Genomic DNA, 26,418 nt, shown 5'->3' with positions numbered 1-26,418 from the left:
TTTAATTATTTTTTTGAATATTTAGTTAATTTCTAGTAGTATGTCTTTTAAAATTTTAAGAGCCTCATCTATTTCTTTGTAACTGACTGTTAATGGTGGTAAAAATCTTAATACATTTTTACCAGCAGTCAAAATAAGCAACCCTTTTTTTCTAGCTTTCTCTTCTATAATGCTAGATTCAACACTAGTTTCAATTCCTATCATCAAACCAAGACCTTTTGTGTTTAGTACTACTTCACTATTAAAATCCTCAATAGATTTTCTTATATAAGCACCTTTTTCTGTTATATCATTATAAAAACCTTCTTTAGATATCTCATCTAATACAACTGTAGCTGCCACCATAGCCAATAAATTACCTCCAAAGGTTGTACCTTGGTCTCCTTTTCCTAGTACTTTTGAAAGCTTTTCATTTACTAGTACTCCACCTATTGGTATGCCTGCTCCTAATCCTTTTGCTACTGTAACTATGTCTGGTTTTACATCAAAGTATTCATATCCAAAAAGCTTACCAGTTCTTGCTATACCACATTGGACTTCATCAAAAATCAACACTATATCTTTTTCTTTGCATATTTTTGCTAGTTCTAAAACATAATCTTTTTCAAGTACATTAACTCCACCTTCACCTTGGATTGCTTCGAGTATTATTGCACAAACACTTGAATCTATGTTACTTTTTAAATCTTCAATATTATTTCTTTCTATATACTTAAAACCTTCAGGAAGTGGATAAAAGTACTTATGATATTTATCCATACCAGTTGCCATTAAAGACATCATTGTTCTACCATGAAAAGAGTCTTTTAAACTTATAATAGTTCCTCTACCTTCACCATATTTATCACTACTATACTTTCTTGCTATTTTAAATGCTGTCTCATTTGCCTCTGTTCCAGAATTACAAAAATATACTTTATCCATTCCACTTATATTAATTATTTTCTCTCCAGCATATAATACTGGTTCATTAAAATATAGATTTGAAGTATGAAGTAGTTTATCCACTTGTTCTTTTAAAGCATTTTTTAGACTGTTATTACTATATCCAAGAGAAGATACTCCATATCCACTTGTAAAATCTATATACTTATTACCATCAATATCAAAAAAGCAACTTCCTTTACCATAATCTATAACAAAATTAGGTTGATTATATGTATCTATAAAATATTCATTCCATTTTGAGATTGTACTGTTCTTATTCATTCTTATCATCCCCTCTTAAATTCATAATTTTCTTATATATTATTTTCGTTTCTATTCATTTTCTTTTCTTATTAATGTTCCTATACCACTATCAGTAAATAACTCTGTTATTATAGAATGAGGAACTCTTCCATCCAAAATATGCACTCTATTTACTCCATTATTTAAGGCATCTACACAACCACGTATTTTAGGTATCATACCTCCAGTAATTATTCCTTCTGCAAATAATTTATCAACATTCTCTAATATAACTTCTGTTATTAATGATTTTTCTTCATCTGGATCTCTTAATAAGCCAGGTACATCTGTAAGAAGTATCAATTTATCTGCATTTAATTCCTTGGCTATAGCAGAAGCTGCTGTATCTCCATTTATATTATAAGTTTCGCCATCCTCTCCAACACCTATAGTGGCAATTACTGAAATATAACCTGACTTTAAACAAGATTCTATAAGCTCCACATTTACTTTTTTGATTTCACCTACAAATCCTAGCTCATAATTTTTATACGGGTCGCATAAAAGCATATTATTGTCTATTCCACAAAGACCCACTGCTTTTCCACCTTTCGTATGTATTTTATTCACTAAGTCTTTATTTACTTTACCAGCAAGCACCATTTTTACAATTTCCATAGTCTCTTCATCTGTATATCTAAGTCCATTTACAAATTTACTTTCTATATCTACTTTTGCGAGCATCTTATTAATTTCTGCCCCTCCGCCATGTACTAGAACTATATTGATTCCAACATAACTCATTAGTACAAGGTCTTCCATAACAGATTCTTTTAGACCATCTTTTTTCATTGCACTTCCACCATACTTAACCACAATAGTCTTACCTTGATGTTTTTCTATATAAGGTAAAGCTTCTATAAGTGTATTTGCTTTTTCTATATTAATCATTAAAATATTTCCTCCTAATTTCTATAGCTTCCATTTATTCTTACATAATCATAGCTTAAGTCACATCCCCATGCATTTCCTCGAGCATTTCCCATATTTAAATTTACTAATATACTTATTTCATCATCTTCAAGAATTTTTTTTGCTTTTTCTTCATTAAAATCTAATCCATTTCCATTTTTACATACTTCAATATATCCCTTCATACTTTCAAAAATAATATCCACTTTTTCCATATCTATATCTTCACCTGCATATCCTAAAGCACACAGTATTCTTCCCCAATTTGCATCAGCTCCAAATACAGCTGTCTTTACTAGCGAAGAAGATATAACTGTTTTTGCTAATTTTACTGCATGTTCTTCACTTAATGCTCCATTTATATAACATTCAATTAATTTTGTACATCCTTCTCCATCTTTGGCAACCAATTTAGCAAGTTCTATACAAACATATGTAAGTGCACTCAAGAATACTTGATAATGTTCATCCTTTTTACTCATCTTCTCATTCTTTGCTTTTCCATTTGCTAGAATCATTACCATATCATTAGTACTTGTGTCTCCATCTACACTAACTCTATTGAAACTTTTATCAACAGCCACCTTTAAAGCTTCTTTTAACAAAACTCCATCAATATTTGCATCAGTAGTTATAAATCCTAAAGTTGTAGCCATATTAGGGTGTATCATACCTGAACCTTTTGCCATACCTCCAATAGTTATCTTTTTATCCCCATACATTATTGCTACTGCTATTTCTTTTTTTATAATGTCAGTCGTCATAATTGCTTCTCTTGCTCCAATATGACCTTGCTTGCTTAGATTATTCACTAATTCATCCATATTTTCTTCTATTAAGTCTATATTTAATGGCTTTCCTATAACACCTGTAGATGCAACTAAAACATCATTTTCCTTAATATTTAATTTATCACTAGTGAATTTAGCCATTTTATAAGCATTTATAAGTCCTTCTTTTCCATTAAATGTGTTAGCATTGGCACTGTTTACTATAATAGCCTGTGCTTTTCCATTTTTAATATGTTCCTGTGTTACATAAACAGGATTTCCTTTTACCTTATTTTGAGTAACTACCGCTGCTGCATCACATAAAACATCTGAATAAACCAAGGCTAAATCTCTTTTTTCTTTATTTTTTCTCAAGCCACAGTGAATTCCAGAAGCAAAGAATCCTTCTGAAACTGTAACTCCACCCTTTATAATTTCCATCTTTATCCTCCTACCTATATGAGTTTAGTATTTTTTATTCCTAAAATGATGGTGCTATATTTTTTAAACCTGTAGTTTCATCAATACCGAACATTATATTCATATTCTGTATAGCTTGCCCTGCTGCTCCCTTAATCATATTGTCTATAGCTGAGCAAATTATCAATGTATCTCCATTTTCATGTAATGATATTGCACATTTATTTGATAACTTAACATTCTTTAAAGAGGCTACTTTTCCCAATGGAAGAACTTCTATAAATTCTTTATATTCATAATAATCAGTCAATTTTTCATATATCTGATTTATAGAGATATTATCCTCTTTTGCACAATATATAGTTGATAATATCCCTCTATTTACTGGAATTAGATTCGGTGTAAAAACTACATTTATTTTTTCTTTATATGCTTCACTTAAATTTTGTTCTATCTCTGGAGTATGTCTATGTTTGCCTATTTTATATGCAGTTATATTTTCATTAACCTCAGTAAAGTGGCTACTAAATGACAATTCTCTACCAGCCCCTGTAAGACCTGATTTAGAGTCAATGATTATATTATTGCATTTTATTAACTTAGAACTCAATAATGGTATTAATGGTAAAGAAATACTAGTAGGATAACATCCTGGATTTGCAATTATATCTGCATCTTTTATATCACCCTCATATATTTCACTTAATCCATAAACAGCTTTTTTATGTAAAGTCTCATCTATAAATGATACTCCATACCACTTGTTATATATTTCTTCATCTTTTATTCTAAAATCAGCACCTAAATCTATAACTTTCTTTTTAGATTCAATTGCTTTTATTGCAAACTTTTCACTAACCCCATGTGGGAGAGCAGTGAACACAACATCACACATATCAATAACTTTTTCGTTTTCTATACATATCATGCTATTTTTATAGCCTATACTCGGGTATAGTTCAACTATATCTTTTCCTACATACGAATTTGAACCTATTGCTGTCACTTCAACTTTATCATGGTTTATTAATAATCTTAGTAATTCTACTCCAACATATCCAGTTGCGCCAATAATCCCAGCTTTTATTTTACTCATTTTATTCCCTCCATTTTATATTAAAGCAATATTAGAATTCTATTTTTATTTCTTATCATATAATAATCATTTGATAATACATAGATTAAAACCTTCTAACTAAAATAAAAGCCCCTTAGTATTATAAATACTAAGAGGCGAATTTCCGCGGTACCACTCTTATTGGTAAAATTATAACAATCTCTACAAATCAAATTAAAAAGTATCTGCAAATGAATTCTTAAAATTAAAAAAGCCTCTTGGTCAAAGACCAAGAGACGAATATACACCCGCGTTACCACTCTAATTGATAAGATAATCTTACCCACTCTAATCTCTTAAGGCGAGACTCACCAATTACCATACTATTAATTCTGGTAATCTTCTCCAAAGCTCTATTCACAATAAAATTCATTACTAGGCTTCCACCATCCCCAGCTCTCTATCAATTATTTTTATGCTACTCTCTTTTTCATAGAATTTCAATTTATTTTCTTATTGTTTTATATGATAGTTTATTTTTTTAACTTTGTCAATATAATTTATAAAATTTTGGAATTTTTTTCTATATGCTTAATTTCCACCATTTTGTATTCGAATTTCGATACAATTTAAATCCACATCGTAATAAAACATTTTGTGAAGCGATATTTTCAATATCAGTTTCAGCTATTACAAAAGATACATTTGGTTGATTTAATCCCCAGTCACATATTTTTTCAACTGCTTCTGTCATATATCCTTTTTTTCTGTAATTATCACCTAAACCATAACCAATCTCAATTTCACCATGAAAATTTGGTACATCTTTAAAATCAACTAGGCCTATAACTTTACGATTTTCATTTAACATAATAAACCAAAATGTATAAAATAATATATTTTTTTTATCTTTATTAGCAATATTTATTTGTCCTTTTACAATATCATAGAAAAATCCAGTTACTGGTTGTGCACAATAAGTACAATTTAATTCTCCTTCTAATTTTGAGTTATCGAAAATCCAAAGCTCAAGTTGACGAAGTGATAGTGGAATTAAAGTTAATCTTTTTGTTTTTAATATCATTTTTTCTCCTTTTTAAGAGAAAGATTATAATTGTTATCAAAAAAACACCTAAACAGATACAATAACAATCTTTCTATTATTATTTATATATATTTTAATCTGTTTAAAGAGTCTTTTCATATTCATCACCTCCTAATACTATTCTTTTATATTATCATATATCAATTTAAGAGACATCTAAAATATATTAAATTATAGAATACTGCAATTTCAGATTGCAATATTTATATCATTTTTTAGTTATATATTTTGAACCTTACTATCTAAAAATTTTTCAATCTTTTTCTCAGAAAGTATCTCATTAGTCATAAATTCACCATTTAAAAAAAGACTGTATGTAGTAAATGGTGCAGGAGCATTTTGAGCTTCTTTTGCTGTTTCAAATTTTATGAGATTTACATCTATACTTCTAGAATCTGCAATTTTCTTCAAAATAGAAGCATATTTTTCTGTGTGTGGACACTGGTTACTATAATATAAAACGATGCTATTTCCATTTAATTTTCTTTGCTTCACACAATCCTTAAAACATGGAATAGGAGCATTATCAGTAAATGGAAGATATAATAACTCATAATTTGGTTCTGATGTATCTGCTAAACAAAATCCCTTATATTTTAGATATTTAGCATCAGATAAAAACGGCATTTTTTTACTGGATGAAAGCACAACTAATCCATATTTTCCTTTTGATTTTGCATCATCAATACATTCCTGTAGCAATAAATTAGAATATCCTTGACCTTTGAATTTTCCAGATAACCAAAAACAGTTAATAAACATATAATTATCTGCAATAATAGGAGACCATGCATTTTCTGCTGGAATATATTCTATAAAAGCTTTACCTCTTACATCAAGTCGTTTAAAAACAAGACCTTTATCAAAATGATTTTTCATCCAAAGTTTTTTAGAAAGAGCACAATTTTCTCCTTTTTTTTCAGAAATTGAACAGCATATATGTTCATTGTCAATATTATTTATATTTATATCAATAATTTTCATACTTTTCTCCTTTTCTAATTATATAATAGTTTATAAATATCATTTATATATTTTTATTTTAACATTTTAAATACGACAATATTATGTCATATTTATATTTTTTAAATAATGTCATTTTAGACTTATTTAAACTACTAAATTGTATATATTTAAGTAAATTTTATAGTATATCTCTATTGTATATAAATTACATATTATCATAATATTCTAAATTTATAAAATAAATCGTATTGACTTAAATATATTTAAGATATATACTTATAATAAAATTTTTTAATAATAGAGGTGTTGCTTGTGATAAGTAAAGAATATTTAATAAGAGAATTAAAAGAACAGGACATTATGAATGCATTAGATTTAATATGGAATGTATTTGAAGAATTTGAGTCTCCAGATTATTGTGATGATGGAATCAAATCATTTCATGAATTTATAGAATATAACTCTATTATTGAAAAAGTCCAAGAAAAAACACTCTTCTTTTGGGGTTGTTTTGATTGTAAAAAATTAATAGGAGTCTTATCTATTAGAGATTTAAATCATATATGTATGCTATTTGTAGATAAAAATTATCATAAACGTGGTATTGCAAGAAAATTAATGAATACAGGTATAGAATATTGTACTAATAACAAAACCAATCTAACAGAAATCACTGTAAATTCATCACCTTATGCAGTTGAAGTTTACCACAAATTAGGATTTAAAGATGTTGATATTGAGCAAACTGTTGATGGTATACGTTTTACACCTATGAAATTGACAATATAATAACTTAAATAAAAAGCAAAGTCTCTTAAATATTTTATAGTAGCTTTGCTTTTTATTAATGCTTAAAAGTAATTATACCTTTTTTATTTTTGATAACACACTTTAAAAATCTTACTAATATGGAGCTTTGATTTATTTTTTATATCTTTTTTGTTAATGTATCAATCAAATTAATTATTAAACTATTAACTTTATATAAACAAGAGATATTTTTTATTATTGTATTTTTACAATTTACCCACTAGATATATAATATCAAGCATCTATTGTATTAACATACAGCCCTAATAGTTTCCTACTAATCATACTTTTTATGAATACCTAATAGAACAGTATCAATGGAATCAGCTAGACCTTTTATAGCTTCTTCTTGACTTACAAGTGCTTTTCCAAGTTGTAAAGTCGAATAACCATGCAGTACACTCATTATCAAATTTAACACTTCATCTGTGTTTTTTATTTCTAAATTACAAGAAACAATAAGTTTTTCTAATAAGGTTTTATATTCACCAAATACCTCTAATGTTTCATTATTTCCATGCCAAGTAGCCCATTGTATTGTTTCATAGACACCAGGATGAGAAATTACAAAATTAAAATATTCTATACTTATACATTTTATAGCTGTGTCTCCAGACTTACCAATAGCAACCTTTTCCATCTGATTATTCATTTTTCGCATTCCATTATGTGCCACTTCAAGTAGCAGGTCATCTAAACTTTCTATATGATTGTATAAAGATGGTGTACGTATACCTAGCTTTGCTGCAACAACTTTTAAAGAAACCTTATTAAGACCATCTTTATCAGCTATATCTGATGCAGTTTGTATAACTATTTCTCTACTAACACGCATAATTCTCCTTCTTTCATTTTAAATTAATTACCTTATTAGTTTAACTAATCTAATTAGTTACGTCAATAATTGAAACTTAGAAAATATTTTATACTGTTATAAAGTATTGACAATTTGATTTCAATTCAATATAATACTAATTGCATTAGTTTTTAAGCTAATATAATTAGTATTATACTAATTTGTTTCATTGCAATATTATTTTATAATTTGCTTAATTATAGAAATAACTACTATGTCAAACTGAGAGGAGACTTTTATGCAAAAAAAATATTTTAAAATTCATGGGATTCCTTCAATTCTTTGGGGAAATCCTTCAAATCAATTGTATATTTACATACATGGACAATCAGGTTATAAAGAGGAGGCTGAAGCTTTTGCCAATATCGCTGTTTATCATGGATATCAGGTTTTAAGTATAGATTTACCTGAACATGGAGAGCGTGAAAAAGAAAATAATTCATTTGACCCCTGGCATGTTGTCCCAGAGTTATCAACCATTATGGAATATGTAAAATGTCATTGGAATCAAATTTCTTTATATGCAAATAGTATTGGAGCATGGTATAGTATGTTGAGCTTTGAAAGAGATACATTAAAAGAATGTATTTTTGTTTCTCCAATTCTTGATATGCAACAGCTCATTTCAAATATGATGCTTTGGGCAAATGTATCAGAAGAACAACTTAAACATGAACTAGTTATTCCAACTTCATTTGGGCATACTCTTTCTTGGGAATATCTATTATATGCAAAAAAACATCCTATTACTAAATGGAATGTACCAACAAAAATATTATATGGCAGATATGATGAACTTACTGAAATCAGTGTGGTAGAAAAATTCGTACAAAAATTTGGTTGTAGTCTAACTATTCTTGAAAATAGCAAACATTGGTTTAACACGCCAGAAGAACTAAACGCATTAGATGAATGGATAAATGCCTCATTTAAATAAAAAATAACAATATTATTTTCATGATTACATTGTCTATAAGCCTTTAATTAATTTTGATGTTATTTAAGGTAATTAAATAGACAATAAATTAATTGTTATTTAAAAACTTTAAAAGTATACAAAATCTTAAACAAGCACTAATAATTAATTGACATAGAGAGAAGAAAGATAAATATTATCTTTCCCTCTCTCTTCTATACAGTATACAGTTTTTACTTGTTGTTATCAATAAACTGTATTTATGTACAAAACTCAATCTTTTATCTCTTACTAATATATGCATATTTATTGTGACATTAAGGTTATGATATTAAATAAATCTAATAAAATTAATTATAAAAAAATAATAATAAAATATTATCACTCAAATTTTAAGTCTACTATATAGTTTTATCATTTTCTTCTTTTATTTCAATAATCTTCTTAAATAAAATTGATAAAACTAAAGTCAAAAACCCTATAGATAATGAAACAAATGACACTATAACTGAAGGTATTATAGTAATTGCATATAAATATACATCATAAAAATAATATAATATTATCACTACAAAATTAAATATAAAAATCTCACTAAATGCACATACAGATATTTTTCTTAAGTCTTTAGGTATTTCTTTTGAAAATGGTTTATTGATTGCTAATAATTTGCATAATTTTTTTAATATAAACAATGACACAATATATGGGATAGCACATATATATATAGCTACTGATATCACAGTTGGCATGTTCGTATCTGTAATACCCACACCACTTTTAAAATATGCAGTCAATACTAATGGCACTAAAATAAGTGATAATAAGGTCAAAATTATTCCGACCAATACAATATTATTTAATATTTTAGAACTTAAATTCTTTTTCATATAAACTTACCACCTTATACATTCTTATTTTTAATATATATTATAATAGTTTTATATGTTATGTCAATAATTTATTATTGAAAAACAATAAATTATATATTATAATCAATAATATAGTCTATGTTAAGGAGAGAATATTTTTTATGATTACAAAATTTTTTAGTAACATTTTATCAATCTTTCTATATTTTATATTATTAATTTTGGGAGTTGCTGGTATAACATTTTTGTGTATGATACCTATGTTTTTGTATGATTTTAGTTCTGATAAATTAATTACTTTAATTGCAAGAATACTATATTTTTCTGACTACTTTATAGTCATTTTATTCTTAATATTTATAATTAATAGCACTAAATACTCACCTTTTATACTTGAAAATGTAAAGAGATTTAAAATAATGGGATATTGCTTGTTAGTCAATACCATGATTGAATGTATCAATGGTTACAGTTTGAATACAAACAATCTAATAATTTTTGGAAGCGACAATGGTGGTATTTCACCACTTATGATTATTTCTTTTATATTCGCACTAATGTGTTTTGTAATTGCTGAAACATTTGATAAAGCTATAAAAATAAAAGAAGATAATGACTTGACAATATAGAGGTGATGTTATGGCAATTATAGTTAATCTAGATGTAATGATGGCAAAAAGAAAAATATCACTTAAAGATTTGGCTGAAAAAATAGATATTACAAATGCTAATTTATCAATATTAAAAACTGGAAAAGCAAAAGCCATTAGATTCACTACTTTAAATGAAATTTGTAAAGCTTTAGAATGTCAGCCAGGAGATATACTTGAGTATGTAGAAGATGAAGATGATTAAAAAAGAGTGTTTAAAACACTCTTTTTTGATTATAATCTAAAATTTTTATTACTTTGCTGGGATATTTAAGCATGTTGCCAAGTCCTTTTCAGGAGTACTAATAGGTATTAAATTAAATGTATCAACTAAATACTGTAGTACATTTGGACTTATAAATGCTGGTAAACTTGGTCCTAAATATATATTTTTTATATCTAATGATAATAATGCCAACAAATCTGCTACTGCTTTTTGTTCATACCATGACAATATTATTGAAAGAGGAAGGCTATTCACATCTGTGTCAAATGCATCAGCTAAAGCTAAGGCTATTCTTACTGCTGAGTAAGCATCATTACATTGACCAACATCTAACAGTCTAGGTAATCCTGCTACTTCCCCAAAATTCAACTTATTAAATCTATATTTCCCACATGCAAGAGTTAGAATTATACAATCTTCTGGTACTTGTTTAGCAAATTCTGTATAATAGTTTCTACCAGGTCTTGCACCATCACATCCTCCAATCAGGAAAAAATGTCTTATCTTTCCAGATTTAACTGAATCTATTATTGCAGGTGCATTACTTAATGTAGCTTTATGCCCAAAACCAACTAATATTTCGTGCGGCTCTTCACTTTCCTTAAATCCACCTAATTCTAGTGCTTTATTTATTATTTCACTAAAATCTTTTTCTCCATTTTCATTTTTACCTATATACTTTACTCCATCCCATCCAACAACACTAGTCGTAAAAATTCTATCTTTATAAGAATCTCTAGGTTTCATCAAACAATTTGTTGTCATTAATATACATCCTGGTATAGAATCAAACTCTTTTTGCTGGTCTTGCCACGCTCCACCAAAATTACCTACTAAATGAGAGTATTTATTTAATTCTGGATATCCATGACAAGGAATCATTTCTCCATGAGTATATATATTTATTCCTTTTCCTTCTGTCTGTTTGAGTAACATTTCTAAATCTTTTAAATCATGCCCCGATACTATTATAAAAGGTCCTTTTTTTATTTTGACATTTACCTTATGAGGCTCTGGATTTTTATAAACAGTAGTATTAGCTTCATCTAGTTTTTGCATTACAGCGACACTCATATCTCCAGTCTTAAGAGTCAATGTTATTAAATTTTCTAAAGAAATATCATCATCTGTAATTGCTGATAGTGCTCTAAAATAAAATTCATCTACTTGATTATTATAATATCCAAGTTCTCTAGCTTGATGTCCATAGGCACTTATACCTTTTAACCCATAAAGTATTGTCATTCTAAGTGAACGTATGTCAGGATTTAAACTTTCATCAAACATTATTCCAGCTCTCTTAGCATCTTCTAACATTTGACTTCTTGTATCACTCAAATTATATTCAGTATATTCATTACTTTTAATAGATTCTTTAATTCTTTCTCTTAATCTCTGCTTTATTTCTTGTGATTTTCTAAGCATTTCTTCATGAGCATCACCATCAAAATTAACATTAGTTAGAGTCGTAAACAGACTATTTTCTACAAAAGAAACTATTTCTTTATCTATTTCTTCTCCATTATCTATAAGAACTTTAGCATAACAACTTATACCTTTTAATTGATAAATTAATAAATCTTGAAGTGCTGCTATTTCTGGTGTCTTACCACAAACCCCTATCTTTGTACATCCTTTTCCACCTACTGTCTGTTCACATTGGTAGCAAAACATAGAATTTTCCATTTGCTTATACCTCCTTTTATCTCATTACATAGTTTATCCAAATATGTTATAGAGTATAAAATTATATTAAAGTTTTTAAACAATATAGGTATTCTTTTACAAAACATGCAGTACCAAAGAAGTATATAGTAATTTGAGCAATATAAAAAATAACTGATTTTCAATATATGACAATCAGTTATTTTATATCCAGAATATCCATCAAGTATATTATGTTTATTGTATGTCATATTTACAACTAATTTTTTTGAAATGTATTATATCATTATTAATTTTCACTGTATATATTTGTAATATTTTAGACTCTTTTTATCTATATACTACTGCTATACTTTAATTAAGAAAAACAAATCTTATACAAGCTGGTGATTATATGAAAAGAAAACTTTTAATTTTTTTCCTATACTACATATTAGGCATACTTATTTCATATTTTATACTTATTTCTATATTTAAAAAGAAAATAGAAATTCACACTATAGTTGGAATGCTAACAGGTGCTTGTATATTTTATTTTTTGGCACATTTATTTACTAAAAAAAATAAAATTTAACTCAGCTCTATTTTATTAAATTTTAAAGGAGGTACCTACTATGAGTTTTAATAATATCAATCTTATACTTATTGGAATAGGTATTATAATAGGGACTACAATAAGGTATTTAATTAAACGGAAAACTAATTTTTGTAGTGAAAGATATTTCAATAAATTAGAATTAAAATATGGGAATATAGATAGAAAAAAAACTGTTAAACTAGATATATTTTATAGCTATTTAATAAGCTTTGAATATATAACAATGGGTTTATTCATAAAAAAATCAGAGAGTACAATAATAGTAATAATAGTAGTAGCAATTATAACAGCCGTATTGTATTATTTAATTAGAAAAAGATATATCGTTCTATAAACTTTGAATTTATTAAAAAAGAAGGTAACAACTAACTCTAGCTGATACCTTCTAATCATATATATTAAATAAAAACTTCTAATTTAATTTTCAAAATTTCTCCCATATAACTATTTCATGCAAGCGACTCCTAAACAATCTAAATATCTTTTGCTATATTCTGGTTTAAATTTATGCACTGAATAAGAACCTTGAAGTACAAATATTTGCTTACCTAACTCTGGCTCTAAAGTAAAACTTTCATATTTTTTTAATGTTAATTTTTTTCCCGTTGTTATAGTGTTCCCTTTTCTAGTTAAAAATGTAATCTTACCTATTATTCTTGCTGGTATTGTCAAACCAGTAAATCACTCGATAGACCAACTACTAAATTATTCTCTTTTGTCATTTTTATAATATAAATCCTAATATGTATACTTATAATCACCACTGTACATTATAGTGCCTTTAAGCATATTTTTTACTTATACATTATCATTTATATTTTTATTTAATGCTCCTTCTGCTATTAATTTTGTAAATATGTCTTTATGCTTTACTACATAGTAATTATTTTATATATTACCATAATATATAAAATAGACCATCGATTAAAGTGACCCTTTGAATTAATCTATATTTCATTATAAAGTTTTTACAGCTGTTCCATACGCAAATATTTCAACAACTTGTTTTTTGCTTGCAAATCCATCTGCCACAGCAATACGATATTCAAATTGGCAATTAATTACAGCATTTCCACCTAATTGTTCACATTTTTTCTTTAATTGTTCTTTTACTCCTTTAAATGCTGAGTTTGGGTCTGCACCTCTAAAAATTCCTTCCTTATGAGAGTCTATTGCAAATATAGCATCTATAACCCCATATTCTTCTTTAATATCTCCAGTACTTATAATCATATCTATATCCTCCAATACCTTTTCTTTAATAGTAGTCTAAATTATGTAGTATTTCAACAAAAACAATTATACTTTTATAATACTTTCAAAACTACATTAGTTGGTATAAGTTCATAAATAACAACCATCAATTTATAAAATATCTCTAAATTTAAATCCATATACTTATTTTCTGAATATATCAATCGCATGACTTGTAACCCCCAATAAATCTTCACGTTCACAAGTAGCAAAATGATATTTCAGATATAATTCAAATGTGTCATTGTCCATTGTATCTACTGCTTCACGCATAAATAATGCACATCCATCTGATGCTACATAATGCAATCGGGTTACAGGAAATATGGACATTAAATTATCAATATCTTCTTTACGTACAAGTTCAAATAAATCCTTTGACTCGGATTTGGTGTCAAATGTCAGAGAATCGATTAATCCTTTTTCAACATATTCAGCAACATTAATATTACTGCGTTTAAACCCTTCATCAAGAAGACATCCATCAGATATGACATATGCAGCGAAAATCACTCCTCCTTGTTTTGTTACACGAATTGCTTCACGAAGAGCTTGTTGTTTATCTTCTATGCTATAAAGATGGTATAGTGGACCTAATAGCAAAGTCATATCATATTTATTGTCAGGAAAAATAGATAAGTCCTTGGCATTACCTTGAGTGATGGTTATATCTTCATCAGATTGTGTATTTTGATTGAAAATCTCTATATTATGCTCTACTAACTCCACTGCATCAACTGTATATCCTTGACGTGCCAACGTATGAGAATATCGTCCAGTTCCAGCCCCAACTTCAAGAACATGGTCGTTAGGTTTTATATATTTCTCAATATAACGCATAGTTGTAAAAAACTCAACTAATCCATGCTTTAATCTCAGTCTACTATCTTCATCATAATTATTATAAAAATCAATTAAATATTTGTTTGTTTTCATATTATACTCCTTCTATATTAATTATTAAACATCAAATAGATAAATTCCAATCTGGTTTTTCTTGTATTATAAAAGCTGACAATATCTTTCTTACCATTTTTTCAGCACTATTTCTATCTAATGTTAATTTTTTCGTTGCCACTAAGACTGCTATACCATGTGTATAAAGGAATAAATCCAAGAATATTACTTTTGCACGTTCTAATTCTATTCCAATGATTTCTGAAAAATCTCTTGCCCTTTTTTCATTGTCAATCTCATTGTAAAAATCCTTTGCCTCTGTCATATTCAAATCCATATCATTTATAAATAATAACTTAAATAAATGTATTTCTTCTTGAGCAAATTCAATATATGAAAGAGGAAGAATTAAGTAAGGGCTAACATTTACAGAATTACTGTAATTAGTGACATACTGCTTGTAGTATTCATATGCAAAAGCAAGAAATTCGTTTTTTAATTCATCCATATTTTCATAGCAAGTAAAAATCGGTCTAGTAGAACATTGTAGTTTGTTTGCTATACTCCTTGCATTTACAGTCTCAAATCCTGTTTCCCTTGTAATTTCCAATACAATATTCAAAATCATTTTTTTTGTTATTTTTGCTTTAGGTGGCATTAAATTTCACTTCCTTATTAGATTTTCAGATTACTAACGTTGTATAACTATTGTTTCATATCAAATTAACTATGTCAAGGGAGAGTTTTTAATTTTTTACACTCTTACTTTTTCTGTAACTTAAAATGTTCCACTTATTATAGTCTAGACTAATTTCTATGAAATTTCTAATAGCTTGACTTTAAGTTTTATTGCTTTTTCCTATCTTTAAGAAGTTATAAGATTATTATTCGTATACACAATAAGTACAGTTTTAACCTTTATTAATATTAATTACACCTATAATATAATCACTAAGAATATTTTTTACTCTTTTAAGCAAATTATTTCCTACTCCCCAATCAATTTGAAGAAGTCCTATCGAACTTCCAGTTGAAGCAATTTTAACAAGAGTTTTTCCAGTTGTATTTTCACAAATCACCACTAACCCTGAATTACTATTACTTCTTGCATAATATTTGTCGAAAGTTGTAATTAGTATAAGTTTACCATTCCCTAAGCTATACATATCAGAAAAAACTATATCTGCATCCAAATTCTTTTCTACCATTCTCTGTGCTTCTACTGGTGTAATTTTTACAGTAAACACTTCTCTTGACATATCATTCATCACATCCTTAATAAAGATTAATTTTTATCTTAATAAAAACGTACTTTTTTAGTATTTTCTAACACTTTTATCACACAGTATTCCTATTCCTCCTAATAAAGCCAATATAGAACCAAAATTTCTATACTGTGAAATAGATTGTTCTAAATATATATTGTATTGGTTGGTATCCATTGCTCCACCATTTTGTCGCATAATACATTCTATATTAAATTGCCCTAAACCTATACAGCAAAATAACACTATTATTCCAATTACAAAAGCAAATATACATATTGTAAGTTTAATATCCTTATTTTCCATAAATACACCTCTAATAATTTAGATTTCTTTGTTATTTTTTACTTAGTGATATATTATCTACATTATACTATACAACATATATATCCATCTATTTCCAAGATTGTAACATTTTCATATATTAGTAATGTGACTATGCCAATTTAATCTCTAGTTTTAAGTTCTACATTCTTCTCCATCTCGAATTAGTTTTTGCTTTTCCTATGTTATCTTTAAATGAAGTGTCAAATCCATTAACCTCATTCACTTTTACTGTGTAATTTATATATTCTCCTGTTGTAAGCATTATTTTAATAGCTGAAATTCTCACATTCCTCCATAACTATTTTGTAAATCATCATTCTTTAAATCAAGAAATACTGTTGATGCTACACATAATTCAGCTACATAGCTATTGTAGTCAATTTCACTTGTATATTGCCTACAACTTTTAACCCTTTTAGGACACTTTCTTCTTAAGGTTTCGTATTCCTCAGAAGATAAAAATCTTAATTTCCATTCAACTGATTTTCCTTCTTCATCTAAGAATCTATCATCTGCTACATATTTTACATTGTCAATCTTTGTCGTATTTCAGACTAAAAAGCACTTGAATTACTCATATTATTTTAATCTCTTCTTATTGTATATTTTATATTGTACCTGATATTAAATTGAACTTTTTAACTAATTTCCAATACTCACATGTAAAGCTCATATCTTCATCCAAATACTCACCATTCCGTTATCCAATATTCATATTTAGCCATATAACCATCTCATTTTTGTTTGTTTTGAGAATAAAAAAAGAGCCCTTTTTAGGACTCATACCTTTCATATATAGATGTTATTTAATCATAAAGCTATTTTCTTCTTCTATTCCTTTGCTTAAATTCTTAAGCTCTTTTCCATTTTTTCATAACAAATACATCATAAGAATCAAAACTATTATTGTTATGAGTATGGAAAATGAAGCTTTGTTTAAAACTTGTATGGATAAACTATCTATTTCAATAAACAAAGTCAATTCTGTATAAAACCATATCAACATATTATTTCTAGCATTTAAATCTACTACAGTTATATTGTCCTATATATTTATTTTTTCTATTATTATTAAATTATAGTTTCTTCTTTACTCTTCTTACCTTTTAATTTCTCATAATAAAATAAATATTCTTTTAAATACTCTTCATCCATATTAATTTCTTCCAAAGTATAAAATTCAACTTCAAAGGTCAATATCCTTCAAAAACTATTCGACAATTACAAAATACTCAAATTTTCGCTTTTAAGAATTATTTTTTATAGAGTTTATTCCATCCAATAGTACTTTAGAATCTATTTTTAAATATCTAGAATACATCCAAACAACTGGACTACGAATCCTACCTTTAGAACAAGCAATTATTATCTTTTTACTATTGTTATCACTAATAGATAGGAGTTTATCTTTTATATTTTTGCGATTTTTTATTAAACCATATAAAACAATAATTCCTGCAATAGGTTTATTCCTGTGCAGAAAGTCATATTCTTTTTCATCAATAACAGAGATATTATGTTGTAATTTAGTTATACTACCATATTCTGTTGGTGTACGTACATCAACAGTTACTTCATCAACGATTTCACTATGTTTTATTAGATACTGTGGACATAATTTTTTCATGTATACATCTAAGGTTTGCATAAGTATCTCTCCTTAATTTTCTGAATAATATATTAATTTATTATACTATAAAACAAGTGTACTCTTACAGTCATTTATTAATATAAATTTATAATTATTCTAAAAATATTTTAAATATATAATAAGATTTATACAAAGATTTTACTTGAGTTTAATTGAATCTTTAAAGCATTATTTTCATAAGGTCTTATATATTCTAAATTTAAATACACAACTTCTCCTTTATTCATTTACTGCCTCCAATTCATTAAATAAAAAAAGAACACTTACTAGTGTTCTTTAATATACTTTTATTGGTATTCTAAATTCCTTTGTCTCCATATTATCAGCTGATAATACTACCTCTATATAAACGTCTTTTTTAAGCATAACACAGTTTCTAAAATTAAATTGCTCTATTCTAAAATTTATTCCTTTATGGATTGTAGTATTATCTTTTGGATGCCATCTAAGCTCACTATTTATTTGTTCAAAGTTATTATTTTCTTCAATCTCTACTTCCATATTAATAAATTTCAAACTTAATATAGGGCTTTTTGCAACAATTTTACTTTTGTTTTCTATTACAAAATCAACTAAGTTATTACTACGAATCTTAGTATAGATACCAGGTTTATCATCTATCTTATTAGAATCAAGTCTAATATATCCATTACCATTTTCATAATAATCACCAGCTATATTGTTCTCATTATTTCTTCTATATTTTAGTATCAATTTGGCTTGTTTATTAGATTCCATAAAAGCTATAATTGATATAATCAAGGCTGCTATTGATGCAAATGATGCAATTACAGAAATTATATTTATATAGTTACCAAGAAATTCATTAAACTGATTAAACATATCTTTTTCTCCTTAAAAACATTACTTTATCTTATTATAGTTGTATAATATTTTTTACATTTATTTTTAATTTATTACACAAACTTCTTACATAAAAAAAGACCATCTATAAAGATGATTCTCTAGACTAAGTATCTATGTTTTTGTTTATACTCTGTAACAGCATCATTTCATGCTTCTTGCTCTCTTATTCCTTTTTCTCTAGCAATTCTTTGTGCTATCTTTCTAACTAATTCAGCACTTTTTAATATTCCTATACTAACCACTTCCTTATCTCTATTTTATATTATATCATATAATAAAGAATAAAGCTAATTATTAGCCAACAGGTACTAATATTAGTTTAGATAATTTCTATTAATTCCTTAATCTTTTTATATACTTCTTTAAATTTAATAACTTCATTGTCCTCTTAATTTATTGTATAAAAAAAGAGCATCTATAAAGATAGTCTAAATCCTATATATTTTTATTTCTCATCTTTACACCAATTCCTGTCAGTCTTACCATTTATATAAGTTCTCACTATTTCACCACAATCTAAGCATAAGTCAAAATATGTTTTAGATACCTTAGAGGAAAATTTTGTATTGTATTCCAAACATCTTTTCCTAGAGTATTAAATTCCTATTCTAAATATGAAAGTGGTTTCTGAAAGGTTGGGTCATACATATATAAAAATAACTATGAATAGATATTCTATTGTTTTAGAGGAAATGGCCAAAGAAGTCTCTAACAATTTAAGCAAAACATTATTCAGATAAACAAAAAACTGACTGTCAGTTAAATGTCAGTTAGACCTAAAAAAGGAATTTGTCAGTTAAGTGTCAGTCAGTTTTTTTATAATATCTTTGTTTAAATAGGGCTAGATTTGAACGTTTTAACCCTTGAAACTATTTATTAATATACAAAATTTACTCATATACAGAATATCTTTTCCAAATTTGTTCTAAATCATCAAAGTGTTGTTTAATATCTTCTTTCTCTTTCATTCCAACAGATATAGCAAGAGCATTTGAAATACTAAGTGCTGGAACTAAAGAATCTACAAATGAAGCCATATTACTTTTAACTAAAAGAGTATTATCTGCAAGTGATGCTACTGGTGCAAACAAACTATCTGTTAATGATATTACATGTGCTCCCTTTTCCTTAGCATAATCGACAATTTGATAAGATTTTTTTGAATAACGAGGGAAACTAATTGCAACTATAACATCTTCTTCATTTATTCTTACAATTTGCTCAAAAGCATCTCCCATATCCATTCTAATTATATGAACATTGTCAAGTATTATATCTAAGTAAAAACCTAAATATTGAGCTACTACAAAAGAACTTCTCATACCAAGTATATATATCTTTCTGGCTCTTAAAAGTTTATTAGAAGCTTCTTTAAATGCTCTTTCATCAATTTCTTCTAATGTGGACCTTATATTATCTATATCACTCTTTAAAACTTTGTTTAATATTGCAAAATCATCAGAATAATCATGTGCCATTTCAACTCTTTGTACTGTAGTTAGCTTATTTTTTATGAGTTCTTGAAGTGCTGCTTGTAATTTAGGATATCCACTATAACCTAAGGCATTTGCAAATCTTACAACAGTAGACTCACTTACACCTACAGTTTCACCTAATTTACATGCAGTCATAAATGCAACTTTATCATAATTATTTAAAATATATTGTGCTATAAGTTTTTGACCTTTACTCAATCTCGTATACTGAGATTGTATATTTGATATCAAATGTTTACTGTCCTTCATTTCATTTGTTTCTTCCATTTTTTTCTCCTTTTAGTTATACAAACTATTTTGTTTTTGTTAATATTGTCTTTTTCTGTAAAAATTCTATTATTTTGTTTTTATCTCAACTTCATATTAATTTTTATTATAACTTCTTAAACTCATAAAATTCTAACTTTTCTGTACCTTATACATCACATAGTATTTTCGATTAAATTTATTATACCATCTTTCCTTGCATTTTTTAATATTTATCCAATATTTCTTTTAAATTTTTCAATTTTTACTCATTTAAAAGTTTCCTATCTTATTTTGCATATTTAAGTATATATTTTATTTTAAAAGCAAACTATCGTATGCTTATTATTTAAAGTATTTTTAAGAGGTCACAATATATATATTAACTCTTAATAGAATCTTGTCAAGTTTTTTTTAGTATTTATTGTGATTTTTTCTTTTCAATTAAAATCAATTGTGGTGGGTTATTGACTTGATTTAAAAATCTAGATTCTAAAACATTAAATTCATCCTGACTTAAATTATTGATAAGATTATATATACAATCTCTTTCCTCTTGACCTCCATCATGCCCTGTATATATAGCAATACTTATTACTCCATTTTCTTTTAACATTTTTAAACTCAACTTTATAGCTTTTAAAGTTGTATCTGGTTTGGTTATAATTGAATGTTTTGCTCTTGGAAGATATCCTAAATTAAATAAAACACATGAAACTTCTTCTTTTATATATTTATTCATATTTTCATGACCATCTAATATTAGTTTTACTCTGTCTACATAGCCTTCTTTTTCTATTTTTTTACTTGTAGACTTTATTGCTTCTTCTTGTACATCAAAGGCATATACAAACCCTTTTTCTCCAACCTTTTCAGCCAGATACATTGTATCATATCCATTTCCCATAGTAGCATCAATTACTATATCACCTTTACTTATAACCTTTTCTAAATAAAATTTATTTATATCTGTAATTTTAGTTAAATATTTTGCATATGCCATAATACTATCTCTCCCTACTGTTAACCTTATTTCATTGTTATCTTATTTTATTGACTTTAAATATTTTATTTCATCTTCTGTTAAGTATCTATATTCTCCGACTTTTATATCTTTTAATTCTATCTTACCTACAGAAATTCTTCTTAAATTTAAAACTGGATGATTTATAGCCTTACACATTTTTCTCACTTGTCTATTTCTTCCCTCATGTATAGTTATTTCACATACAGAATAATTCTTTTCTTTATTTTCTTTAGTTACTCTTATTTTAGCAGGTGCTGTTGTGTAATCTTCTATGTTTAATCCTCTTTCAAACTTTCTTATTTCATCATTACTTATAATTCCCTTCACACTTGCTACATATGTTTTGTTAACCTCATGTTTTGGGTGAGTAAGTTTATATGTTAAGTCTCCATCATTAGTAAGTATCAATAATCCACTAGTTTCATAATCTAGTCTACCTATTGGATACACTCTTTCTTTCACATCTTTAAGTATATCTATTACACTTGGTCTATTAAACTGGTCTTTCACTGTAGTTATATATCCTTCTGGCTTATTTAACACTATATATACATGCTTTTCACTTGGCTTTACTTTTTTATTATCAAATTCCACTATATCCTTATCTTCCTCAATATTAAATGATAACTCTTTTACTACATTTCCATTTACCTTTATTCTTCCTTCAAGAATAATTTCTTCTGCTTTTCTTCTAGATGCAATCCCACAAGAAGCTATATACTTATTAATTCTCATACATAATCCTTTCTTATCTTAAATTATATGTTATTTGATATTTTTATCAATGTTAATTTTGTTACATTATTATACTATACTAGACCTTGATTAAAAACAAGCTAAAAAATTATTTAATTTTCCTAAATAATTGTAATTTCTTTTCACATACTATTAATATGTAATAGCTGACTAAACACTATTTTAAGGAAGTGATTATTATTTCAAAAGAAAATGTAAAATACTATTTAATAGTCGTGTTTATTGGAATTTTATTTTTTAAATTTGTTAATACTCCATCAGATTTTATATCTAGTATTGAAGGATTCTTAAAGTTTTTTGGCCCATTTTTTCTAGCTATTTTGCTTGCTTTACTTTTAAATCCATTAGTAATGCTTTTTGAAATAAGATTTAAAGCACATAGGCTTTTAGCTATTTTTATAGCTTATATATTTATAGGTCTTATTTTAGCTTTTGGAATTAGATTGTTAATTCCATCAATCGCCAATACATTAAACAGGTTAATAAGTGAAATGCCTATGTACACTGATTATATAAACAATTTTATAGAAAAAAATATGTCAAACATAGATTTTTTAAAGACTTTAGTTCCTCACATACAACATAGCTTAGATAATGTGTTAAAAGAGGCAAATGATTCCATTAGTAGAATTCCTAAAAACTTATTAGTCTATGCACTTAGTATATCTTCTATGTTATTTAATATGACAATGGGATTTATACTGTCTATATATATTATATATGACAAAGAAAAAATTGCATTGGGGTTTAAAAAATTACTATACTCTTCTACTGATAGAAACAAAGCAGATGATATTATAGAATTCTTTAGAACTACTCATGACATTTTCTATGATTATTTGATTGGTAGAATATTAGACTCTCTTATTATTGGTATAATTGCATTCTTAGGATTTCAATTTGTTATCAGAATAGAAAATGCTTTATTTTTAGCTTCAATAATATTCTTAGGTAATATAATACCGTATTTTGGTCCTTTTATTGGTGCAATACCTCCAATAGCCATGACAATCTTATATAGCCCACAAAAAACTATCTGGGTTGTTATATTCATATTTATATTACAACAACTAGATGGAAACTTTATAGAACCAAAAGTTATGGGTAATCAAGTTGGTATAGGAGCTATATGGGTAATTTCTGCAATTTTAATAGGTCAATCTCTATTTGGTTTTATAGGTGTTTTCCTTTCAGTGCCAATAGCAGCTGTTGTAAAAACTTATGTTGATAAATATATAGATAATCGGCTACAATAACTTATATTTATTGTATATACTTTTAAATTTTTAATTTCAAATTTAGTTGCTTTTTATTGAACTATTTTATAAAAAATTAGCCCTTAGCAAAAACAATTTGCTAAGAGCTAATTTTTTATAATGCATATTTTATTTATTAAAAATATATGCACATTTTATATTTATTGATTATTTGAACTTTGAGAATTTTCTCCACTCTCTGCTCCACCACTAGTATCTGGAGAAGGTGGTGTTGGTGCTGGATTATTATTTGGTTTTTCTTGATTCTGAGAAGAGCTACTATTATTATCAGATTTATCATCATCTGATTTTTTACTGTTATTTTTAGAACTAGATTTATTAGTTTTACTATTTCTACTATAAGAAGTTTTTCTTGCGTCTGATTCTACTCTGTACCTATCTTCTCCTGCTGTATCTTTTGCCTTTTTCTTTCTTTGCTCTTCTGCTTCATTTTGTTCTTTTTCTAATTTAGTTAATTCTTCTTTCTTTTTAGTTGCTTCTTCTTTAATAACAGATGAACCATTTTTTATTTTCTCTATAAGCTTAAGTTCCTTAATTGCATCCTCATAATTTTTCGCTTCTTCAAACTCAGTCATATTTGACATTCTCATAGCTTGCATATACATAGCCCTTGCATTCTCATTAGTATTGTCTTCTTCTAATGCAGAGGACAATGATTCCATAGCTTTTTTATAGTCATGTTTTTCTAAGTATGTTTTTCCTTGCTCAGTTAAATTTATTTCATCTTTATTATTAAATGAACATCCTACAAGAAATATAGATAATATCGATATTAATAAAATTACTCTTCCTCTCATTAAACCCCTCCTTGTTATATACTTTAAATTTTATCATAATTAGGAAGTTTTTAAAATATTTTATATTTATTACAAGAAATTTGTTAGTAAAAGAAAAAAATAAGTAGATATGCTATGTATAACTACAACAAACTAAAAATTAATTTAGAGCCATATATACCTTAGTAAATCTACTTATAATAAACTTAATATTTAATTTTCATTCTATACTTCTAAAGCTAATAAATCTTCATAACTTTGTCTCTTACATATTACCTTATCATTTCCATCAAATACTGATACTACTGCTGCTCTTGGTATTTTATTATAATTTGAAGACATTGAATACCCATATGCACCTGTTGATGTCGTTATAAGTATGTCTCCACTTTTAATATCCATTATATCTATATCCCCAATCAATATATCTCCACTTTCACAACATTTTCCAGCTATTGTTACATGATTCATAGTCTCATGGTTAATTTTATTTACAATACTACACTCATAACTAGCTTGATACAGAGAAGGTCTTACATTATCTGTCATACCTCCATCTACACTTACATAAACTCTAACATCTTTTATATCTTTTATTGAACCTACTGTATACAATGTGCTTCCTGCATTTGCAACTATTGATCTTCCTGGTTCTATTACCAATATAGGTACTTCTATCCCAAGCTCTTTACATGAACTTTCCGCTTTAGCAATTATAGTCTCACAGAATTCTTTTATAGTCTTAGGCTTATCTTCTTTACTGTAATAAACCCCTACACCTCCACCTAAGTCAATTTCTGTTAACTGTATATTGAATTTTTCTTTTATCTCTTTTACTAAGTTCATCATTATGTCCACTGTATCTATGTATGGCTCTACATCAAATATTTGTGAGCCTATATGAGCATGAAGACCCACAAGTCTTATATTCTTGTATTCACTCAATTTCTCTATTGCTCTAAATAAATCTCCATTCACTAAGGCAAATCCAAATTTAGAATCTATCTGTCCAGTTTTTATATAATCGTGTGTATGAGCCTCTATTCCAGGTGTTATTCTAAAATATATTTCTTGAACTTTACCTTTTTCTTCACATAACTTTTCAATCAAATCCAATTCATAAAAATTGTCTACTACAAACTTACCTACACCTAAATCTAATCCCATATTTATTTCTTCTTTAGTCTTATTATTTCCATGGAAGAAAACTTTTTCCATAGGGAAATTTGATTTGTAGGCTGTATATAATTCGCCTCCTGAAACTACATCTAGGCACATTTGTTCTTCATTTATAAGATTACACATATAAATAGGTAAAAAAGCTTTACCTGCATAAGCAACCTTGTTTTTTCCATCTTTGGCTTTAAAATATTCTACATATTCTCTACAGTTTTGTCTTACCAAAGCTTCATCAAATACATAAAGTGGAGTTTGATATTTTTCACTAAGCTCTAAACAACTCACTCCTCCAATATATAATTCATTATCATTTACAGTCATAGTTCCATGAAGTTTCATAATATCCT

General features: G+C 26.8%; 32 protein-coding genes and 1 other annotated feature. Of the genes, 6 read left to right on the top strand and 26 right to left on the bottom strand.

The window, feature by feature from the left end; all coding sequences use genetic code 11:
* Positions 1 to 21 precede the first annotated feature (21 nt).
* The 6 genes from Q3223_RS04340 to Q3223_RS04315 form a co-directional block, all read right to left on the bottom strand.
* Positions 22 to 1,209 (bottom strand): aspartate aminotransferase family protein, encoded by a 1,188-nt coding sequence (locus tag Q3223_RS04340; RefSeq protein ID WP_054270483.1) that lies wholly within the window; start codon positions 1,207 to 1,209, stop codon positions 22 to 24.
* Positions 1,210 to 1,260: 51 nt separating this feature from the next.
* Positions 1,261 to 2,121 (bottom strand): acetylglutamate kinase, encoded by an 861-nt coding sequence (argB, locus tag Q3223_RS04335; protein ID WP_054270484.1) that lies wholly within the window; start codon positions 2,119 to 2,121, stop codon positions 1,261 to 1,263.
* 14 nt (positions 2,122 to 2,135) lie between these two features.
* The gene (argJ, locus tag Q3223_RS04330) at positions 2,136 to 3,353 is read right to left on the bottom strand and encodes a bifunctional glutamate N-acetyltransferase/amino-acid acetyltransferase ArgJ (protein WP_074178217.1); all 1,218 of its coding nucleotides are present in this window, start codon (positions 3,351 to 3,353) and stop codon (positions 2,136 to 2,138) included.
* A 40-nt stretch (positions 3,354 to 3,393) separates the two neighbouring features.
* Positions 3,394 to 4,428, bottom strand: a complete 1,035-nt coding sequence (gene argC / locus Q3223_RS04325) for an N-acetyl-gamma-glutamyl-phosphate reductase (protein ID WP_407811675.1) — start codon at positions 4,426 to 4,428, stop codon at positions 3,394 to 3,396.
* Positions 4,429 to 4,678: 250 nt separating this feature from the next.
* Positions 4,679 to 4,892 (bottom strand) — a binding site (T-box leader).
* A gap of 80 nt (positions 4,893 to 4,972) precedes the next feature.
* The gene (locus Q3223_RS04320) at positions 4,973 to 5,473 is read right to left on the bottom strand and encodes a GNAT family N-acetyltransferase (protein WP_054270487.1); all 501 of its coding nucleotides are present in this window, start codon (positions 5,471 to 5,473) and stop codon (positions 4,973 to 4,975) included.
* A 240-nt stretch (positions 5,474 to 5,713) separates the two neighbouring features.
* Positions 5,714 to 6,478 carry an N-acetyltransferase gene (locus tag Q3223_RS04315; RefSeq protein ID WP_074178218.1) on the bottom strand — a complete coding sequence of 255 codons (765 nt, stop codon included), beginning with the start codon at positions 6,476 to 6,478 and terminating at the stop codon, positions 5,714 to 5,716.
* Positions 6,479 to 6,772: 294 nt separating this feature from the next.
* Between Q3223_RS04315 and Q3223_RS04310 the strand changes: the two genes are divergently transcribed.
* Positions 6,773 to 7,249 (top strand): GNAT family N-acetyltransferase, encoded by a 477-nt coding sequence (locus tag Q3223_RS04310; protein WP_407811674.1) that lies wholly within the window; start codon positions 6,773 to 6,775, stop codon positions 7,247 to 7,249.
* 298 nt (positions 7,250 to 7,547) lie between these two features.
* Here the strand turns inward: Q3223_RS04310 and Q3223_RS04305 are convergent, their stop codons facing one another.
* Positions 7,548 to 8,105, bottom strand: coding sequence for a TetR/AcrR family transcriptional regulator (locus Q3223_RS04305; RefSeq protein ID WP_074178219.1), 558 nt, complete (start codon positions 8,103 to 8,105; stop codon positions 7,548 to 7,550).
* 325 nt (positions 8,106 to 8,430) lie between these two features.
* Between Q3223_RS04305 and Q3223_RS04300 the strand changes: the two genes are divergently transcribed.
* Entirely contained in the window at positions 8,431 to 9,063 is a 633-nt protein-coding gene (locus Q3223_RS04300; RefSeq protein ID WP_227832538.1) for an alpha/beta hydrolase, read from the top strand.
* 380 nt (positions 9,064 to 9,443) lie between these two features.
* Here Q3223_RS04300 and Q3223_RS04295 read toward each other — a convergent pair whose 3' ends face one another.
* The gene (locus Q3223_RS04295) at positions 9,444 to 9,932 is read right to left on the bottom strand and encodes a DUF2975 domain-containing protein (RefSeq protein ID WP_284182018.1); all 489 of its coding nucleotides are present in this window, start codon (positions 9,930 to 9,932) and stop codon (positions 9,444 to 9,446) included.
* 143 nt (positions 9,933 to 10,075) lie between these two features.
* On the opposite strand from Q3223_RS04295, the gene Q3223_RS04290 reads away from it, so the two are divergent.
* Positions 10,076 to 10,543 carry a DUF2975 domain-containing protein gene (locus Q3223_RS04290; protein WP_054270492.1) on the top strand — a complete coding sequence of 156 codons (468 nt, stop codon included), beginning with the start codon at positions 10,076 to 10,078 and terminating at the stop codon, positions 10,541 to 10,543.
* A gap of 10 nt (positions 10,544 to 10,553) precedes the next feature.
* Entirely contained in the window at positions 10,554 to 10,769 is a 216-nt protein-coding gene (locus tag Q3223_RS04285) for a helix-turn-helix transcriptional regulator (protein WP_054270493.1), read from the top strand.
* Between the two features lie 48 nt (positions 10,770 to 10,817).
* Here Q3223_RS04285 and hcp read toward each other — a convergent pair whose 3' ends face one another.
* Positions 10,818 to 12,476: a hydroxylamine reductase gene (hcp, locus tag Q3223_RS04280; RefSeq protein WP_074178220.1), complete on the bottom strand. Its 1,659-nt coding sequence runs from the start codon at positions 12,474 to 12,476 to the stop codon at positions 10,818 to 10,820.
* A 593-nt stretch (positions 12,477 to 13,069) separates the two neighbouring features.
* Between hcp and Q3223_RS04275 the strand changes: the two genes are divergently transcribed.
* Positions 13,070 to 13,387, top strand: a complete 318-nt coding sequence (locus Q3223_RS04275; RefSeq protein WP_074178221.1) for a hypothetical protein — start codon at positions 13,070 to 13,072, stop codon at positions 13,385 to 13,387.
* A 110-nt stretch (positions 13,388 to 13,497) separates the two neighbouring features.
* Here the strand turns inward: Q3223_RS04275 and Q3223_RS04270 are convergent, their stop codons facing one another.
* From Q3223_RS04270 to Q3223_RS04200, 15 genes are all read right to left on the bottom strand, one after another.
* Positions 13,498 to 13,725, bottom strand: coding sequence for a hypothetical protein (locus tag Q3223_RS04270; protein WP_054270496.1), 228 nt, complete (start codon positions 13,723 to 13,725; stop codon positions 13,498 to 13,500).
* A 285-nt stretch (positions 13,726 to 14,010) separates the two neighbouring features.
* Positions 14,011 to 14,286, bottom strand: a complete 276-nt coding sequence (locus Q3223_RS04265) for a heavy metal-binding domain-containing protein (RefSeq protein WP_021384859.1) — start codon at positions 14,284 to 14,286, stop codon at positions 14,011 to 14,013.
* A 165-nt stretch (positions 14,287 to 14,451) separates the two neighbouring features.
* Positions 14,452 to 15,243, bottom strand: coding sequence for a bifunctional 2-polyprenyl-6-hydroxyphenol methylase/3-demethylubiquinol 3-O-methyltransferase UbiG (locus Q3223_RS04260; RefSeq protein WP_054270497.1), 792 nt, complete (start codon positions 15,241 to 15,243; stop codon positions 14,452 to 14,454).
* A 31-nt stretch (positions 15,244 to 15,274) separates the two neighbouring features.
* A complete protein-coding gene (locus tag Q3223_RS04255) occupies positions 15,275 to 15,862 on the bottom strand; it encodes a TetR/AcrR family transcriptional regulator (RefSeq protein WP_054270498.1) in 588 nt (195 codons plus the stop codon).
* Between the two features lie 253 nt (positions 15,863 to 16,115).
* Positions 16,116 to 16,463 (bottom strand): DUF6054 family protein, encoded by a 348-nt coding sequence (locus Q3223_RS04250; RefSeq protein WP_054270499.1) that lies wholly within the window; start codon positions 16,461 to 16,463, stop codon positions 16,116 to 16,118.
* A gap of 57 nt (positions 16,464 to 16,520) precedes the next feature.
* Positions 16,521 to 16,775 (bottom strand): hypothetical protein, encoded by a 255-nt coding sequence (locus tag Q3223_RS04245; protein ID WP_223153391.1) that lies wholly within the window; start codon positions 16,773 to 16,775, stop codon positions 16,521 to 16,523.
* A 160-nt stretch (positions 16,776 to 16,935) separates the two neighbouring features.
* Positions 16,936 to 17,082, bottom strand: coding sequence for a phage tail assembly chaperone (locus Q3223_RS04240; protein WP_265327126.1), 147 nt, complete (start codon positions 17,080 to 17,082; stop codon positions 16,936 to 16,938).
* A complete protein-coding gene (locus Q3223_RS04235) occupies positions 17,079 to 17,333 on the bottom strand; it encodes a phage tail assembly chaperone (RefSeq protein WP_407811781.1) in 255 nt (84 codons plus the stop codon). The genes Q3223_RS04240 and Q3223_RS04235 overlap by 4 nt, the downstream gene beginning before the upstream one ends.
* A gap of 534 nt (positions 17,334 to 17,867) precedes the next feature.
* On the bottom strand, positions 17,868 to 17,993 hold the full coding sequence (locus Q3223_RS04230; protein WP_284182020.1) for a hypothetical protein: 126 nt from the start codon (positions 17,991 to 17,993) through the stop codon (positions 17,868 to 17,870).
* A 49-nt stretch (positions 17,994 to 18,042) separates the two neighbouring features.
* Positions 18,043 to 18,444 (bottom strand): hypothetical protein, encoded by a 402-nt coding sequence (locus Q3223_RS04225; RefSeq protein ID WP_074178224.1) that lies wholly within the window; start codon positions 18,442 to 18,444, stop codon positions 18,043 to 18,045.
* Between the two features lie 279 nt (positions 18,445 to 18,723).
* Positions 18,724 to 19,290: a hypothetical protein gene (locus Q3223_RS04220; protein WP_219673932.1), complete on the bottom strand. Its 567-nt coding sequence runs from the start codon at positions 19,288 to 19,290 to the stop codon at positions 18,724 to 18,726.
* Positions 19,291 to 19,759: 469 nt separating this feature from the next.
* Entirely contained in the window at positions 19,760 to 19,891 is a 132-nt protein-coding gene (locus Q3223_RS04215) for a hypothetical protein (RefSeq protein ID WP_255646262.1), read from the bottom strand.
* Between the two features lie 313 nt (positions 19,892 to 20,204).
* Positions 20,205 to 21,077: a MurR/RpiR family transcriptional regulator gene (locus tag Q3223_RS04210; protein ID WP_021384902.1), complete on the bottom strand. Its 873-nt coding sequence runs from the start codon at positions 21,075 to 21,077 to the stop codon at positions 20,205 to 20,207.
* A 400-nt stretch (positions 21,078 to 21,477) separates the two neighbouring features.
* Entirely contained in the window at positions 21,478 to 22,059 is a 582-nt protein-coding gene (locus Q3223_RS04205; protein ID WP_054270503.1) for a class I SAM-dependent methyltransferase, read from the bottom strand.
* Positions 22,060 to 22,101: 42 nt separating this feature from the next.
* Positions 22,102 to 22,818: a pseudouridine synthase gene (locus tag Q3223_RS04200; protein WP_074178226.1), complete on the bottom strand. Its 717-nt coding sequence runs from the start codon at positions 22,816 to 22,818 to the stop codon at positions 22,102 to 22,104.
* A gap of 191 nt (positions 22,819 to 23,009) precedes the next feature.
* Between Q3223_RS04200 and Q3223_RS04195 the strand changes: the two genes are divergently transcribed.
* Positions 23,010 to 24,095 carry an AI-2E family transporter gene (locus tag Q3223_RS04195; RefSeq protein WP_054270505.1) on the top strand — a complete coding sequence of 362 codons (1,086 nt, stop codon included), beginning with the start codon at positions 23,010 to 23,012 and terminating at the stop codon, positions 24,093 to 24,095.
* A gap of 161 nt (positions 24,096 to 24,256) precedes the next feature.
* Here the strand turns inward: Q3223_RS04195 and Q3223_RS04190 are convergent, their stop codons facing one another.
* Both Q3223_RS04190 and lysA read right to left on the bottom strand, forming a co-directional pair.
* Complete coding sequence (locus Q3223_RS04190) at positions 24,257 to 24,913, bottom strand: tetratricopeptide repeat protein (protein ID WP_054270506.1); 657 nt, start codon at positions 24,911 to 24,913, stop codon at positions 24,257 to 24,259.
* 204 nt (positions 24,914 to 25,117) lie between these two features.
* On the bottom strand, positions 25,118 to 26,410 hold the full coding sequence (gene lysA / locus Q3223_RS04185) for a diaminopimelate decarboxylase (RefSeq protein WP_054270507.1): 1,293 nt from the start codon (positions 26,408 to 26,410) through the stop codon (positions 25,118 to 25,120).
* Between the last annotated feature and the right edge of the window lie 8 nt (positions 26,411 to 26,418).

The organism is Clostridioides sp. GD02367, from assembly GCF_045900275.1.
Classification (GTDB): Bacteria; Bacillota; Clostridia; order Peptostreptococcales; family Peptostreptococcaceae; genus Clostridioides; species Clostridioides difficile_A.
The sequence above is the reverse complement of the archived record's forward strand: the minus strand, read 5'-3'. Positions and strand labels throughout refer to the sequence as shown.